Annotated in this window: 10 protein-coding genes; 6 read left to right on the forward strand and 4 right to left on the reverse strand. The window is 68.7% G+C overall.

Annotated elements, in window-relative coordinates; translation table 11 throughout:
* Positions 1–154: 154 nt before the first annotated feature.
* The 3 genes from J2126_RS15940 (at position 155) to J2126_RS15950 (ending at position 5,254) form a co-directional block, all read left to right on the forward strand.
* Complete coding sequence (locus J2126_RS15940; protein WP_209487881.1) at positions 155–772, forward strand: TetR/AcrR family transcriptional regulator; 618 nt, start codon at positions 155–157, stop codon at positions 770–772.
* A gap of 103 nt (positions 773–875) precedes the next feature.
* Positions 876–2,114: an efflux RND transporter periplasmic adaptor subunit gene (locus J2126_RS15945; RefSeq protein WP_209487882.1), complete on the forward strand. Its 1,239-nt coding sequence runs from the start codon at positions 876–878 to the stop codon at positions 2,112–2,114.
* Positions 2,111–5,254, forward strand: a complete 3,144-nt coding sequence (locus J2126_RS15950; RefSeq protein ID WP_348634318.1) for an efflux RND transporter permease subunit — start codon at positions 2,111–2,113, stop codon at positions 5,252–5,254. Before J2126_RS15945 ends, J2126_RS15950 begins: the two co-directional genes overlap by 4 nt.
* 124 nt (positions 5,255–5,378) lie before the next feature.
* On the opposite strand, the gene J2126_RS15955 is transcribed toward J2126_RS15950, so the two are convergent.
* Together J2126_RS15955 and J2126_RS25380 are read right to left on the reverse strand one after the other, a co-directional pair.
* On the reverse strand, positions 5,379–5,954 hold the full coding sequence (locus tag J2126_RS15955; protein WP_209487883.1) for an HdeD family acid-resistance protein: 576 nt from the start codon (positions 5,952–5,954) through the stop codon (positions 5,379–5,381).
* A gap of 184 nt (positions 5,955–6,138) precedes the next feature.
* The gene (locus J2126_RS25380; RefSeq protein WP_245327375.1) at positions 6,139–7,335 is read right to left on the reverse strand and encodes a L,D-transpeptidase family protein; all 1,197 of its coding nucleotides are present in this window, start codon (positions 7,333–7,335) and stop codon (positions 6,139–6,141) included.
* Between the two features lie 248 nt (positions 7,336–7,583).
* On the opposite strand from J2126_RS25380, the gene J2126_RS15965 reads away from it, so the two are divergent.
* From J2126_RS15965 to metH, 3 genes are all read left to right on the forward strand, one after another.
* Positions 7,584–8,603, forward strand: coding sequence for an ArsR/SmtB family transcription factor (locus J2126_RS15965; protein ID WP_209487884.1), 1,020 nt, complete (start codon positions 7,584–7,586; stop codon positions 8,601–8,603).
* Positions 8,603–9,544: a methylenetetrahydrofolate reductase [NAD(P)H] gene (gene metF / locus J2126_RS15970; protein ID WP_209487885.1), complete on the forward strand. Its 942-nt coding sequence runs from the start codon at positions 8,603–8,605 to the stop codon at positions 9,542–9,544. The genes J2126_RS15965 and metF overlap by 1 nt, the downstream gene beginning before the upstream one ends.
* 93 nt (positions 9,545–9,637) lie before the next feature.
* Entirely contained in the window at positions 9,638–13,402 is a 3,765-nt protein-coding gene (gene metH, locus J2126_RS15975) for a methionine synthase (protein WP_432445340.1), read from the forward strand.
* Between the two features lie 14 nt (positions 13,403–13,416).
* Here the strand turns inward: metH and rsmA are convergent, their stop codons facing one another.
* The gene (rsmA, locus tag J2126_RS15980) at positions 13,417–14,295 is read right to left on the reverse strand and encodes a 16S rRNA (adenine(1518)-N(6)/adenine(1519)-N(6))-dimethyltransferase RsmA (protein WP_209487886.1); all 879 of its coding nucleotides are present in this window, start codon (positions 14,293–14,295) and stop codon (positions 13,417–13,419) included.
* Positions 14,292–15,341, reverse strand: a complete 1,050-nt coding sequence (gene pdxA / locus J2126_RS15985) for a 4-hydroxythreonine-4-phosphate dehydrogenase PdxA (RefSeq protein ID WP_209487887.1) — start codon at positions 15,339–15,341, stop codon at positions 14,292–14,294. The genes rsmA and pdxA overlap by 4 nt, the downstream gene beginning before the upstream one ends.
* Positions 15,342–15,480: the final 139 nt, after the last annotated feature.

Consider the following 15,480-nt stretch of genomic DNA (forward strand, 5'->3'; position numbering starts at 1 on the left):
TTGTCCTCCCCGGTCCCGGCTCTGGGTCCCTCGGAGGACGCAGGCGCAGGCGACGCGCCGACAGGGCGGGGATAAAATTTGCGACGGCGCGAATCTCGGGCTTGGATTTAGAAGTCTGACGATTTATGATAATCGTCAGTTTTTGGAGATTGGCGTGAACATCAGGGTGAAGGAGACGGCGGACGAGACCCGGGAGCGCATCGCGCGCACGGCGGAGGAATTGTTCCGCCGCATGGGTTTCGCCAAGACGGCGGTGGCGGATATCGCCGCCGAGCTTGGCATGTCGGCGGCCAACGTCTACCGCTTCTTTCCCTCCAAGACCGCGATCGTCGCGACCATCTGCAGCCGCTGCCTCATCGAGAGCGAGGCGGAGGTGGCGGCTGCGGTTGCGGACGGGGGTTCGCCCCAGGAGCGTATTCTCGCCGCCTATCTCTCCATCATGCGCTATCACAAGGAGAATTTCCTTGAGGAGCGGCGCGTGCACGACATGGTGCTGGTCGCCATCGAGAACAATTGGGAAGCCATAGAAGCGCACAAGGCGCGCCTGTGCGACCTGACCGCCCGCGTCCTCGCCGACGGCATCGCCCAAGGGGTGTTCGTGGCCCATGACCCCGGCAAGGTCAGCCGGTACATCCAGAGCGCGCTGATCCGCTTCTGCCATCCCGTGCTGGTCGCGCAGAATATCGGCGACGAGGACCAGGAAGGCGCGCTGAGCGAGAGCCTGCGTTTCATTCTGAGAAGTATCGAGGTCGAGCGTTCGTCTCTCCCCTGACAGGAGTGAGCGGAGCGCCTTTCTGCGTCGTAAAAGTGATGATCGACGAAAATCGTCAGTGTTGAATTCATAGTCGATAGGCTTCGAGCCACAGGATCGTTCCATGACCCGCCTCGCCGTTCCGATCCGATCCGGCCGCCGCCTGAAGGGCATGGCCGCGCTGTTGTTCGCCGCGTCCGCGTCTCTCCTCGCGGGATGCGGGCAGGAAAATCCGGCCAATGCGGGTGAGGCTTCCGCGTCGAAGGACGCTCCGGCCATCATCGCCCGTCCGGTGCAGGTGACGACCGTGGCCTTCCGCCCGCGCGAGACGCAGAAGAGCTTCGTCGGCGTGGTCCGCGCCCGCCGGGAGATCGACCTCGCCTTCCGGGTCGGGGGCAAGGTCGTGCAGCGGCTGGTGGAGGTGGGCGACCGGATCGAGCCCGGCACTGTGGTGGCTCAGCTCGACAGGGAAGATCTCAAGCTGGAACTGGAAAGTGCCAAGGCGGAGATGCAGGCCGCCACCGCCAATCTCGCCCAGACGACGATCGAGGACACCCGCTATCGGGCGCTGACCGCCAAGGGCGCCGCCTCCAATGCCGATCTCGACCGCAAGTCGCTCGCCAAGGACGAGGCGATCGGCCGCCTCGAACGGGCGAAGCGTTCGCTGGAGCTGGCGGAGAATCGCCTCTCTTATGCCGACCTGATGACCGATGCGGCGGGCGTGGTGGTCGCGACCTCGGCCGAGCCGGGGCAGGTGGTGGCCTCCGGCCAGACCATCGTGCGCGTCGCCCGCCTCGACGAGAAGGAGGCGCTGGTCTCCTTGCCCGAAACCGCGCTCGCCGATGCCCGCACGGCCGATGCCGTCGTGACCCTCTGGGCTGATCCCGGCCGGCGCATTCCAGCGCGGCTGCGGGAATTGTCGCCGCAGGCGGACGCGACCTCCCGCACCTATCCCGCCCGCTTCACGCTGGAGGGCGCGGATGAAACCGTTGCGCTGGGCATGACCGCCACCGTGACGCTGCGCCCCAAGGACCAGCAGCAGGTGGCCCGGCTGCCGCTCTCGGCCCTCATTGATCGCGGGCATGGCCCGCAGGTGTTCGTGGTGGATGGCGCGAGCCATGCCATCGTCGCCCGCCCGGTTGAGATCGCGGCCTATACGGGCGACGAAGTGCTGCTCTCCGGCGGTGTCGCGCCGGGGGATGCGGTGGTGGTGCTCGGCGTGCAGACCCTGCTGCCCGGACAGAAGGTGCGCACGGTGCAGGCGCCCGCGGTGACAGAGGTGGTCGAGCGGTTGCCGGCGATCGAGACCCGCCGGGCGCAGGCGCCCGCGCTCGGCACAAGCGTAGCGGAGCAGCGCCGGTGAGCGCCGCCGGCTCCCCCCATGATCCGGCGTCCGGCTCCTCGCAGGGCGGCGCCTCGCGCTTCAACCTTTCGCGCTGGGCCATCACCCACCGCGCGCTGACCCTGTTCGCCATCATCCTCCTGGGTGCGGCGGGGGCCTATTCCTATTTCAACCTCGGCCGCGCCGAGGATCCCTCCTTCACCATCAAGGTCATGGTGGTGCAGGCGGCGTGGCCCGGCGCCACCGCCTCCGAGATGCAGGCGCAGGTGGCCGATCCCATCGAGAAGAAGCTGCAATCGCTGCCGCACCTCGACCGGGTGGAGAGCTATTCGCGCCCCGGCGTTTCCTTCGTGCAGGTGTTCCTGCGCGACAACACGCCGGCCAAGGAGGTCAAGGACCTCTGGTACCAGGTGCGCAAGAAGGTCTCCGACGTGCGCGGCGATCTGCCCGCCGGCGTCATCGGTCCCGGCTTCGACGATGAATATGGCGACGTCTATTCCGCCCTCTACATCCTGAGCGGGCAGGGGGCGGCGCCGGCCGAGCTGAAGCGGCAGGCCGAGATCATCCGCCAGCGCCTGCTGCGCGTGCCCGATGTGGAAAAGGTCGATCTGATCGGCGAGCGACCGGAGAAGATCTTCATTGAATTCTCCCACGCCCGCCTCGCCAATCTCGGCATCACGCCGACACAGCTTTTCGACAGCGTGGCCCGGCAGAACGCCGTGGTGGCGGGTGGCGCGGTGGATACACGCTCCGACCGCATCAATCTGCGCGTCACCGGTGCCTTCACCGGCGTCGAGGCCATCGCCGAGGTGCCGGTGGCGGTGAACGGCGCGCTGCTGCGCCTCGGCGACATCGCCACGGTGCGGCGCGGCTATGAGGACCCGCCCTCCTTCCTCATGCGCCAGAACGGGCTGCCGGCCATCGGCATCGGCGTCTCCATGGCGCAGGGCGCCAACATCCTCACCCTCGGCGAGGCGCTGAAGGGCGCCATGGCCGAGGCCACCTCGGAACTGCCCCACGGTATCGACGTGACGCAGGTAGCCGACCAGCCGCACATCGTCTCCGAATCGGTGGGCGAGTTCCTGAAGACGTTCCTCGAAGCCCTCGTCATCGTGCTGGTGGTGAGCTTCCTGTCGCTGGGATTCCGCACCGGCATCGTGGTGGCGCTCTCGGTGCCCCTCGTGCTCGCCATCGTCTTCCTCATCATGTTCTCGGCGGGCATGGACCTCCACCGCATCACGCTGGGGGCGCTGATCATCGCCCTCGGCCTCCTCGTGGATGACGCCATCATCGCCATCGAGATGATGGTGGTGAAGATGGAGGAGGGCTGGGACCGCATGTCCGCCGCCACCTACGCCTGGACATCCACCGCTTTCCCCATGCTCACCGGCACGCTGGTGACGGCGGCCGGCTTCCTGCCGGTGGGCTTCGCCAAGTCGTCGTCGGGCGAATATGCCGGCGGCATCTTCTGGGTCGTGGGCATCGCGCTCATCGCATCGTGGTTCGTGGCGGTGATCTTCACCCCCTATCTCGGCACCGTGCTGCTGCCGGACATGAAGAAGGCGGGCGGGCATCACGAGATGCACGACGGCCGTCTCTACCGGATGCTGCGCGGGACGCTGGAATTCTGCCTGCGCCACCGCTTCATGGTCATCGGCGCGACGGTTGCGATGTTCGCGGGCTCGGTGGTGGCGTTCGGCCTGGTGCAGCAGCAGTTCTTCCCCACCTCCACGCGCCCCGAGCTGTTCCTGGAGATCCGGCTGCCGGAGGGCACCTCCATCTCCGTCACCGAGGCCACCGCCAAGAAGGCGGAGGCGCTGGTGGGCGAGGATCCGGACGTGGCCACCAGCACCACCTATGTGGGCCGCGGCGCGCCGCGCTTCTGGCTGGGCCTCAATCCGGTGCTGCCCAACCCGAACTTCGCGCAGATCGTGATCGTGGCGAAGGATGTGGAGGCCCGCGAGCGGCTGAAGGCCCGGCTCGATGCCGAGCTGGCGGAAGGCGCGCTGTCGGAGGCGCGGGTGCGCGTGGACCGCTTCGTGTTCGGCCCGCCCGTGGGTTTCCCGGTGCAGTTCCGCGTGGTGGGGCCGGATCCCATCGCGGTGCGCGACATCGCCGAGAAGGTGCGCCTCGTGATGGCGTCCGACGCGGACGTGATCGACCCGCACCTCAATTGGGGCGAGCAGGTCAAGTCCATCACCCTCACCGTGGACCAGGACCGCGCCCGCGCGCTCGGCACCTCGCCGCGCGACATTGCCGAGACGCTGCAGACCCTGCTGCAGGGCTACGCCATCACCCAGCTGCGCGAGGGCAATCTGCTCATCGATGTGATGGCGCGGGCCGTGCCGGAGGAGCGGGTGGACCTGGAGCATCTCGCCGCGCTCACCGTCACCACCCGCAACGGCCTTGCCGTGCCGCTCGGACAGGTCGCCCGCATCGGCTATGCCCATGAGGAGCCGATCCTGTGGCGGCGCGACCGCGACCTCGTGCTGACCGTGCGCGGCGACGTGCGCGACGGTGTGCAGCCGCCAGATGTGACGACCCGCCTCCTGCCGAAGCTGGCGGCGCTCAAAGCCGAGCTGCCGCCCGCCTATCGCATCGAGACCGGCGGCTCCATCGAGGAGAGCGCCAAGGCCAATGCCTCGCTGGCGGCGGTGTTCCCGGTGATGATCATCGTCATGCTCACGCTGCTGATGATCCAGCTGCAGAGCTTCTCGCGCCTCGCCCTGGTGCTGGCGACGGCGCCGCTTGGCCTCATCGGCGCGGCGGCGGCCCTGCTCATCGCCCACAAGCCGTTCGGCTTCGTGGCGCTGCTCGGCCTCATCGCGCTGGCCGGCATGATCATGCGCAACACGGTGATCCTCGTGGACCAGATCGACCACGACATCCGCGACGGCGCGACGCCCCACCATGCCATCGTGGAGGCGACGCTGCGCCGGGCGCGGCCCGTGGTGCTCACCGCGCTTGCTGCGGTGCTCGGCATGATCCCGCTGGCGGAAAGCGTGTTCTGGGGGCCCATGGCGGTCACCATCATGGGTGGCCTGCTGGTCGCGACCGTGCTGACCCTGCTCGTGGTGCCGGCGCTCTATGCGACCTGGTTCCGCGTGAAGGTCACGAACGAGGAGCCCGCGCCGGCCGCGCTGCCGCAGCCGGCGGAATGATGCCCGCCATCTCAATCAGAACGCGCCCCGACGTCCCCCGGGGCCGTGCGCCCCGCCCGTTCCCGGCATCGCCCCCGCCGCGGACGGGCGGGGCTGTTTTTCCGACGTCGAACCGAGGGTGGCCTCAGTTCTTCTTCTCGCGCAGGGCGAGCCCGAACATCAGCGTGCCCACGCCGTTGACGATGAGGTCCACGCCAAGGAACAGGCCGAGGATGTAGACCGAGTTCACCGGCCAGCGGGCGATGATGATGAGGCCCAGCAGCAGGGTGACGATGCCGGACACCACGATCCAGCCCCAGCCCTTGCCGTGCTTGGAGCCGAAGCCGGCGAACAGGCGGAAGATGCCTTCCACCGCCAGCGCCACGCCGATCATCAGCGTGAGGACGCCGGCGCCGAGCAGCGGGTTGTACATCATCAGGCCGCCGGCCACGACATAGAGCACGCCCGCCACCAGCCAGTAGAAGAAGCGGCCCCAGCCCTGCACCCGAAAGGCATGGATGACCTGCACCACGCCGCCCACCATGATGAGCGCGCCCACATAGAGCACCGTGACGACGGTGGAGGCGAGCACGTGCGCGAGGGCGATGAAGCCGAGCACGATGAAGGCGATGCCGAGGACGGCAAACCAGCCCCAACTGGCGCGCACGGCGTGCAACTGGTCGGCCATCGTGGAAGCGGGAGTGGAAACGGGCGTCGACATGTGCCTCTCCAGTCAGCGTCATCGCTGCCGTGGCATCATATCGAAGCGGAACGCCGCGCACAGGGGGCTTCGGCTCCGGCAGATTGCGGAGGACGGGCAGAACCTCGTCCGGCGCACAAACGCAAACGGCCCGGCGGGGGCCGGGCCGTCTGAAACCTGTCTGTCCCGGCGGGCCGGGCCGAAATCAGCGCTGGGCGGGCTTGCCCGTCGAGGCGGTGGAGACCGGAGCGGCATTGGCCTGCGGCGCGGAATTGGCCTTCGGCAGGATCACCACCTTGGTGCCGACCTTGGCGCGATCGTAAAGGTCTTCCACGTCCGCGTTCAGCATGCGGAAGCAGCCGGAGGACACGAACTTGCCGATGGTCTGCGGCTCGTTGGTGCCGTGAATGCGGTAGATGGTGCCGCCGAGATACATGGTGCGGGCGCCGAGCGGATTGCCGGGGCCGCCGGCCATGAAGCGCGGCAGATAAGGCTGGCGCTCGATCATCTCGGACGGCGGGCGCCAGTCGGCCCATTCCTTCTTCGCGGTGATCTTCTCGGTGCCGGCCCAGGTGAAGCCCTCGCGGCCCACGCCGATGCCGTAGCGGATCGCCTTGCCGCCGCCGAGCACCAAGTAGAGGTACGTGTTCGGCGTATCAATGACGATGGTGCCCGCCGGCTGGGTGGTCACATAGTCCACGGTCTGGCGGCGGAAGCGCTCGGGCACCGGCTCGGTCGGGTCGACATTCTCGATGCGCGGCCCGGACGGCGCCTCGGTCGTCCCGGGCACCACGGCGGAATTGGGGCCATAGGTTCCGGCCGGGGCAGGCGCGGTGTTCAGGCTGGCATAGAGCGCATCCTGATCCACGGCGCCGCGGCCGGAGCCGCCATAGCCGGGCTGCTGGCCATAGGCCGGCTGCGCGGGCTCATAGGCGGTGGGCGTCGCCTGCCGTCCGTAAAGGTCGGGGGCGGCATTGTAGACAGGCTGGCCGCCGTAGGCCTGCTGACCCTGGGCGGGCACCGCGCCGGGATAGGGGCCGGCATCCGGCGTCACCGCCACCGGGCCGCGGGCGTAGCCGCCGGGCGCGGGCTGCGGATAGCCCTGCTGGGCCGGCTGCGGATACGCCTGCTGGGGATAGGGCTGGCCCGGCGCGGGAAGGTCCGTGCGCTCGACCTGATCGCGGCGCACCGGCGCCTGCTGGCGCGAGTATGGATCCGAATAGCCGGGAGGCGCCTCGCCATAGCCGCCGACAGGCGCGGGCGGGAGGGTGCCGGTAGCATCATCCTGCTGCGCGCCCGGCAGGCTGTAGTTCGGCCCACCGTACTGCCCCTGGGCAAAGGCTGGAGCGGCCAGGACGGAAGCGCCGACGGCGGCGAGGAGGAGGGTATTTCGAAGGGTCATGTTAGAGGTGTTAACCGTGAAACGTGACGAAATTGGAAACGGGTCGCGGAAAAATTCGGCCCGTCTGGCGGTAACTTGCTCCTGCGTTGCAGGCCTTTTCGTTAAACGCCTTTAGGCCCGCGCCGGGTCCCCCGCAATGCGAGATTCCGCGAGCCGCGCGATCGTGATCGCACTGTGGCGCGCGGGGCATAGCGCGCGAAGTGGAAGCAGACTTGAACGGCAGCCGCTAAGGATATAAAGATATCTTTATGTCAGATCGGCTCAAGCCCGCGCCTTCCTCGTTCGCCGCCGTCCTCGAGGGCCTCAAGGCCGCGGGGGAGGATACGCGCCTGCGCCTGATCGCGGTGCTGGGAGAGGCGGAGCTGACCGTCTCCGACCTCACCGAAATCCTTGGGCAGTCGCAGCCGCGCATCTCGCGCCATCTGAAGCTTCTGGCGGATGCCGGGCTGGTGGATCGCCACCGCGAGGCCAGCTGGGTGTTCTACCGCCGCGCCGCCGAAGGCGCGGGCGGGCGAATCGCCAAGAGCCTGCTCGACTTGCTGGACCGGGACGATGCCGTCCTCGCCGGGGACCGTGCCCGGCTGGAAGCGGTGCGCGCGGCCCGCGCCTCCGCCGCGCAGGGCTATTTCGCCGCCCATGCCCGCCAGTGGGACGAAATCCGCCGCCTGCATGTACCCGAAGCCGCGGTGGAAGCGGCCGTCCGCCGCGCCTTCGCCGGCGCCCCCATCCGCTCGCTGCTCGATCTCGGCACCGGCACCGGCCGGATGCTGGAGCTGTTCGCACCGGATATCGATCGCGGCATGGGGGTCGATCTGTCTCCCGACATGCTGGGCGTCGCCCGCGCCAATCTGGAGCGCGCCGGCGTGCGCAACTGCCTGCTGCGCCAGAGCGACATCTATGCCGTTCCCGTCCCGCGCGACGCCTTCGACGCGGTGATCGTGCATCAGGTGCTGCACTATCTCGATGATGGTCGCCGCGCCCTGAAGGAGGCGGCGCGGGTTCTTGCGCCCGGCGGTCGGCTGCTGGTGGTGGACTTCGCCCCGCACGGGCTCGAATTCCTGCGCGAGGCCCACGCCCATCGCCATCTCGGCTTCGAGCGGGCGACGGTGGAGGGATGGCTCGCCGCCGCCGGCCTCGATCTCGTGTCCTTCGACACCCTCACCCCCGAGGTCCGCTCCGGCGACGGCCTCACCGTCTCGCTCTGGCTCGCCCGCGATCCGCGTTCCGAAATGGCCGATGCCGACCTCGCCCACAGGGAGATTGCCTGATGACCACCCCCGCCCCCATTTCCGCCGCCGTGCCCGTGCGGGCGAGCCGGGAGATGGACCGGCCGCCGGTCAACGTCTCCTTCGAATTCTTCCCGCCGAAGACGGAGGAGATGGAGAAGACGCTGTGGTCCTCCATCCGCCGGCTGGCGCCGCTCCATCCAAGCTTTGTGTCCGTCACCTACGGCGCGGGCGGCTCCACCCGTGAGCGCACCCACGCAACCGTCTCGCGTCTGGTGAAGGAGACCGACCTGCATCCGGCGGCGCACCTCACCTGCGTCGGGGCCAGCCGCGCCGAGATCGATGACGTGGTGCGGGCCTACAAGGATGCCGGCGTGAAGCACATCGTCGCCCTGCGCGGCGATCCGGCCACCGGCGTCGGCACCAAATACGAGCCGCACCCGGAGGGCTATCCCTACGCCTGCGATCTCGTGGAGGGCATCCGCCGCATCGGCGATTTCGAGGTGTCCGTCTCGGCCTATCCCGAGAAGCACCCGGAAAGCGCGAGCCTCGATGCGGACATCGATTCCCTGAAGGCCAAGGTCGATGCCGGGGCCACCCGCGCCATCACCCAGTTCTTCTTCGAGAACGACGTCTATTTCCGCTATCTCGACAAGGTGCGCGCCAGGGGCATCGACATCCCCATCCTGCCCGGCCTGCTGCCGGTGACCAACTTCAAGCAGGCGTCGAACTTCGCCACCCGCACCGGGGCGAGCGTGCCGGGCTGGCTGCTGAAGCGCTTCGAGGGGCTGGATGACGATCCCGAGACCCGCAAGCTCATCGCCGCAGCGGTGGCGGCGGAGCAGGTGACGGACCTCGTTGATCGTGGTGTCACCGATATCCATTTCTATACGCTGAACCGCGCCGACCTCGTCTACGCCATCTGCCACCTGCTCGGGCTGCGCCCCGATGCAGAGCCGGTGCCGCAGGCGATGGCGGTCTGAGCGCGACCCCCTTCCCGCCGGCGCCTTTCGCGCCGGCCCGTCTTTCACGGAAGGCGCGCCCCCGCGTCGCCCCGAGCCCCGAGACCGCCCCCAATGACCGCCCCCATGAACGCCGCCCAGACCTCTGCCGCGACCCACGCCGAAACCATCTTCGCCGACCTCGCCAAGGCCGCCGCCGAGCGCATCCTGGTGCTGGACGGGGCCATGGGCACCATGATCCAGCAGCTGAAGCTGGACGAGGCGGGCTATCGTGGCGAGCGGTTCAAGGACTGGCCGCGGGACGTGAAGGGCAATAACGACCTTCTCAGCCTCACCCAGCCCGACGCGGTGCGGGCCATCCACCTCGAATATTTCCGCGCCGGCGCGGACATGGTGGAGACCAACACCTTCTCCGGCACCTCCATCGCCCAGGCCGACTACGGCATGGAGGAGATCGTCTACGAACTGAATTTCGAGAGCGCGCGGCTCGCCCGCGAGGCGGCGGACATCGCCCAGAAGGAAGACGGCCGCCGCCGCTTCGTCGCCGGCGCCTTCGGCCCCACGAACCGCACCGCCTCCATCTCGCCTGATGTGAACGACCCCGGCTTCCGTGCCGTGACCTTCGACGATCTGGCCGACGCCTATTTCGAGCAGGCGCGCGGCCTCGTGGACGGCGGCGCGGACATCCTCCTCGTCGAGACCATCTTCGACACGCTGAACGCCAAGGCGGCCATCTTCGCCATCGAGAAGCTGTTCGCCGAGCGCGGCTTCCGCCTGCCGGTGATGATCTCCGGCACCATCACCGACCTCTCCGGCCGCACCCTGTCGGGCCAGACGCCGAGCGCCTTCTGGTATTCGCTGCGCCACGCCAAGCCCTTCTCCATCGGCCTCAACTGCGCCCTCGGCGCGCGCGAGATGCGCGCCCACATCGCCGAGATCGGGCGGGTGGCGGACACCCTCGTCTGCGCCTATCCCAATGCGGGCCTGCCCAACGAGTTCGGGATGTATGACGAGAGCCCCGAGGCCATGGCGGCGCTCGTGGGCGAGTTTGCTTCTTCCGGCCTCGTGAATGTGGTGGGCGGCTGCTGCGGCACCACGCCCGCGCACATCCGGGCCATCGCCGAGGTGGTGAAGGGCAAGGCGCCGCGCGTCGTGCCGGAGCTGGAGCCGCGCCTGCGGCTCTCCGGCCTCGAGCCGTTCGAGCTGACCCCCGAGATTCCGTTTGTGAACGTGGGCGAGCGCACCAACGTCACCGGCTCCGCCCGCTTCCGCAAGCTCATCACCGCCGGCGACTTCCCCGCCGCCTTGGCGGTGGCCCGCGATCAGGTGGAGAGCGGCGCGCAGGTGATCGACATCAACATGGACGAAGGCCTCCTCGACAGCGAGGCCGCCATGATCACCTTCCTGAACCTCGTCGCCGCCGAGCCGGACATCGCCAAGGTGCCGGTGATGGTGGACAGTTCCAAGTGGGAGATCATCGAGCAGGGGCTGAAGCGCCTGCAGGGCAAGGGCATCGTCAATTCCATCTCCCTCAAGGAGGGTGAGGAAGCCTTCATCGAGAAGGCCAAGCTGGTGCGCGCCTATGGCGCCGCCGTGGTGGTGATGGCCTTCGACGAGCAGGGGCAGGCCGACAGCTATGCCCGCAAGACCTCCATCTGCGAGCGCGCCTATCGCATCCTGACCGATGAGGTGGGCTTCCCGCCGGAAGACATCATCTTCGATCCCAACGTCTTCGCGGTGGCGACCGGCATCGAGGAGCACTCCGGCTACGGCGTCGCCTTCATCGACGCGACCCGCTTCATCCGCCAGAGCCTGCCCTACGCCCATGTGTCGGGCGGCGTCTCCAACCTCTCCTTCTCGTTCCGCGGCAACGAGCCGGTGCGCGAGGCGATGCACGCCGTGTTCCTCTATCACGCCATCCAGGCGGGCATGGACATGGGCATCGTCAATGCCGGCCAGCTCGCCGTCTATGACGAGATCGAGCCCGCCTTGCGCGAGGCGTGCGAGGACGTGGTGCTGAACCGCCGCGCCGACGCCACCGAGCGGCTTCTCGAAATCGCCGAGGGCTTCAAGGGTGCCGCCGGAAAGGAGAAGAAGGAGGCCGATCTCGCCTGGCGCACCTGGCCGGTGGAGAAAAGGCTGGAGCATGCCCTGGTCAACGGCATCACCGATTTCGTGGAGGCCGACACCGAGGAGGCCCGCCAGAACGTGGCGCGCCCGCTGCACGTCATCGAAGGCCCGCTGATGTCCGGCATGAACGTGGTCGGCGACCTGTTCGGCGCCGGCAAGATGTTCCTGCCCCAGGTGGTGAAGTCCGCCCGCGTGATGAAGCAGGCGGTGGCCTACCTCATGCCCTTCATGGAGAAGGAAAAGGAGGAGATGGGCGTCACCTCCGCCTCGGCCGCCGGCAAGGTGCTGATGGCGACCGTGAAGGGCGACGTGCACGACATCGGCAAGAACATCGTGGGCGTCGTGCTCCAGTGCAACAATTACGAGGTCATCGACCTCGGCGTGATGGTGCCCACGCAGAAGATCCTCCAGGTAGCGCGGGACGAGAAGGTTGACGTGATCGGACTCTCCGGCCTCATCACGCCCTCGCTGGACGAGATGGTCCATGTCGCGGCCGAGATGGAGCGCGAGGGCTTCGCCGTGCCGCTGCTCATCGGCGGGGCCACCACTTCGCGCGTCCACACGGCGGTGAAGATCGCGCCGCGCTACGAGCGTGGGCAGACGGTCTATGTCACCGACGCGAGCCGCGCGGTGGGCGTGGTCTCGAACCTCCTCAATACCGAGACGCGCGGCACCTATGTGGCCGACGTGCGCGCGGAATATGCCAGGCTCGCCGAGGCCCACGCCCGCGCCGACGCCAACAAGCAGCGCCTCACGCTCGCCAAGGCGCGCGAGAATGCTCTCAAGCTGGATTTCTCGGCCCGCGCGCCGGAGAAGCCCTCCTTCCTCGGCACCCGCGTGTTCGAGGACCACGACCTCGCGGACCTCGTGCCCTTCATCGACTGGACGCCCTTCTTCCAGTCCTGGGAACTGACCGGGCGCTATCCGGCCATTCTGGAAGACGCCGTGGTGGGCGAGCCGGCGCGCGCGCTGTTCGCCGATGCGCAGGAGATGCTCGCGAAGATCGTCGCCGAGAAGTGGGTGACGGCCCGCGCCGTGGTCGGCTTTTGGCCCGCCAATGCCGTGGGCGACGACATCCTGCTGTTCCGCGACGACACGCGGAAGACCCCGCTCGCCACCCTGCATACCCTGCGCCAGCAGCTGTCGCGCCGGGAAGGACGACATAATCTGGCGCTGTCCGATTTCGTCGCCCCGCTGGAGAGCGGCGTCGCCGATTATGTGGGCGGGTTCGCGGTGACGGCGGGCATCGGCGAGGAGGATCGGGTGGCGGTCTTCAAGGCGGCCAACGATGATTATTCCGCCATCCTGCTCAAGGCCCTGTGCGACCGCCTCGCCGAGGCCTTCGCCGAGCGCATGCACCATCTGGTGCGCACCGACTTGTGGGGCTACGCGGCGGACGAGGCCCTCCCCAACGACGATCTCATCGCCGAGCGCTATCGCGGCATCCGCCCGGCGCCGGGCTATCCGGCCCAGCCCGACCATACCGAGAAGGCGACCATCTTCGAATTGCTGGATGCCACGCAGAAGGCGGGCATCCACCTCACCGAGAGCTTCGCCATGTGGCCCGGCGCGGCGGTGTCCGGCCTCTACTTCGCCCATCCCGAGAGCGCCTATTTCGGCGTCGGCCGCATCGAGCGCGATCAGGTGGAGGATTACGCGAAGCGCAAGGGCTGGACCGTGGCGGAGGCCGAGCGCTGGCTGGCCCCCATCCTCAATTACGACCCGGCGCGGGTGGAGGCGGCGGAGTAAAGCCGCCCCCTCGCTTACTTGAGCGCGGACAGGGCGCCAAACTGGCGCCCGACGCCCTGCGAGAAGGCGTTCGCCAGCCGCACGAAGCCGGCCACGTCGATCTCTTCGGCGCGGGCGGTTTCTTCGACGCCGGCGGCATCGAGCAGGGCCTGCGCATCCACGCCGAGCGTCTTCAGGCTCTGCCGCAGCATCTTGCGGCGCTGGCCGAAGGCGGCCTCCGTCACCTTTTCAAGGGCCGACAGCGCACAGGGGAGGGGCTCCGGGCGCGGCACCAAGTGGATGACCGAGGAGGTGACCTTGGGCGGCGGCACGAAGGCCGAGGGGGCGACATCGAAGGCGATCTTTCCCTTGGTCCGCCAGCCCGCCAGCACCGCGAGACGTCCATAGGCCTTGGAGCCCGGCTCCGCCACGATGCGTTCCGCCACTTCCTTCTGGAACATGAGGGTGAGGGAGGAGAACCACGGCGGCCACGGGTCCGTGGAGAGCCAGCCCACCAGCAGCACGGTGGCGATGTTGTAGGGCAGGTTGGCGACGACCCGCGCCTCGCCCTCCCCGATGAGGGGGCGCACGTCCACCTTCAGCGCGTCGCCCTCGATCACCTCCAGCCGGCCGGGATAATGCGCGGCGACCTCCGCCAGCGCATCCATGCAGCGCCGGTCGCGCTCGATGGCGATGACGCGCTTCGCGCCCAGCGCCAGAAGCGCACGGGTGAGCCCGCCGGGGCCGGGCCCGACCTCCACAATCGTCACATCTTCCAGCGGCCCTGAGGCGCGGGCGATGCGGCCGGTGAGGTTGAGATCCAGGAGGAAGTTCTGCCCCAGCGACTTCTGCGCCGAGAGGCCGTGCTTGCGGATGACGTCGCGCAGCGGCGGCAGATCGTCGAGCGCGCTCATGCGCGGGCCAGCGCAGGCGCAGGAGCCGGGGCTGCCGCCCGCTCCGCATCGGCAAGGCGCCGGGCGAGCTTCAACGCGGCGATCAGGCTGGAGGGATTGGCCCGGCCCGTCCCCGCGATGTCGAACGCCGTGCCGTGGTCCGGCGAGGTGCGGATGAAGGGCAGGCCGAGGGTCACGTTCACCCCGTCGTGGAAGGCGAGCGTCTTGGCCGGGATCAGAACCTGATCGTGATACATGCCCACCGCCACGTCATAGCGTGCCCGTGCTTCCGGGTGGAACATCGTGTCCGCGGGCAGGGGGCCGGTGGCGAGGATGCCCTCGCGCTTCAGCGCCTCCACGGCGGGCCGCACGATGGCCTCGTCCTCACCGCCCAGCGTGCCGTCCTCGCCCGCATGGGGATTGAGGCCGCAGAATGCGAGGCGGGGCCGGGCGATGCCGAAGCGCCGCGCCATGTCCCGGGCGACGATGCGGCCGGTTTCGACCAGAAGGTCGATGGTGAGGAGGCCGGGCACCTCCGCATAGGGGACGTGGATGGTGGCGGGCACCACGGCAAGCTTGTCCGACCAGATCATCATCACCGGATGCGGCGCCGGCCGGCCCGGCGCGGACGCGCGGTGGGCGAGCCACTCGGTGTGGCCGGGGAAGGGAAAGCCGGCGTCGTACATGACCGATTTGGCGAGCGGATTGGTCACGAGGGCCGCCGCGCGTCCGGCCGTCACAAGGCCGAGGGCGGTGGCGAGGCTCGCCTCGACGCAGGCGGCGGAGGAGGCGTCCGGCAACCCTGCGCGCCCGGTGAAGGCGGGGCCAGCGGGGAGAACCGGAAGGGCGTCCGTGAAGCGCGGGGAAGCAGTTTCGGGCGTCGTCTCGACCAACGGCAGGTCGAGGCCGATCAGGCGGGCGCGGGCGGCGAGCGCTGCGGGATCGCCGGCGACGATGAAGGGCGGGACAGACGCCGCGTGCCGCCGCTGGAAGGCTGCGAGCGCGATATCGGGGCCGATGCCGGCGGGATCGCCGAGGGCGAGGACAAGGGGAGACAGGGCGGCCATCAGAGGTTTGTCAGCATCAGCGGCGCCCGGTGCGGGCGCGGAGCCGACCATAGAGCATTTTCAAGCGAAGAGGATCGTGGTTGGCGTGAAGACCGCGCGCGTGGCCAAAGACCGGAGCCTTGCCGGCGGACGGAAGGTG

The organism is Xanthobacter flavus (assembly GCF_017875275.1).
In the GTDB taxonomy this organism is placed as follows: domain Bacteria; phylum Pseudomonadota; class Alphaproteobacteria; order Rhizobiales; family Xanthobacteraceae; genus Xanthobacter; species Xanthobacter flavus_A.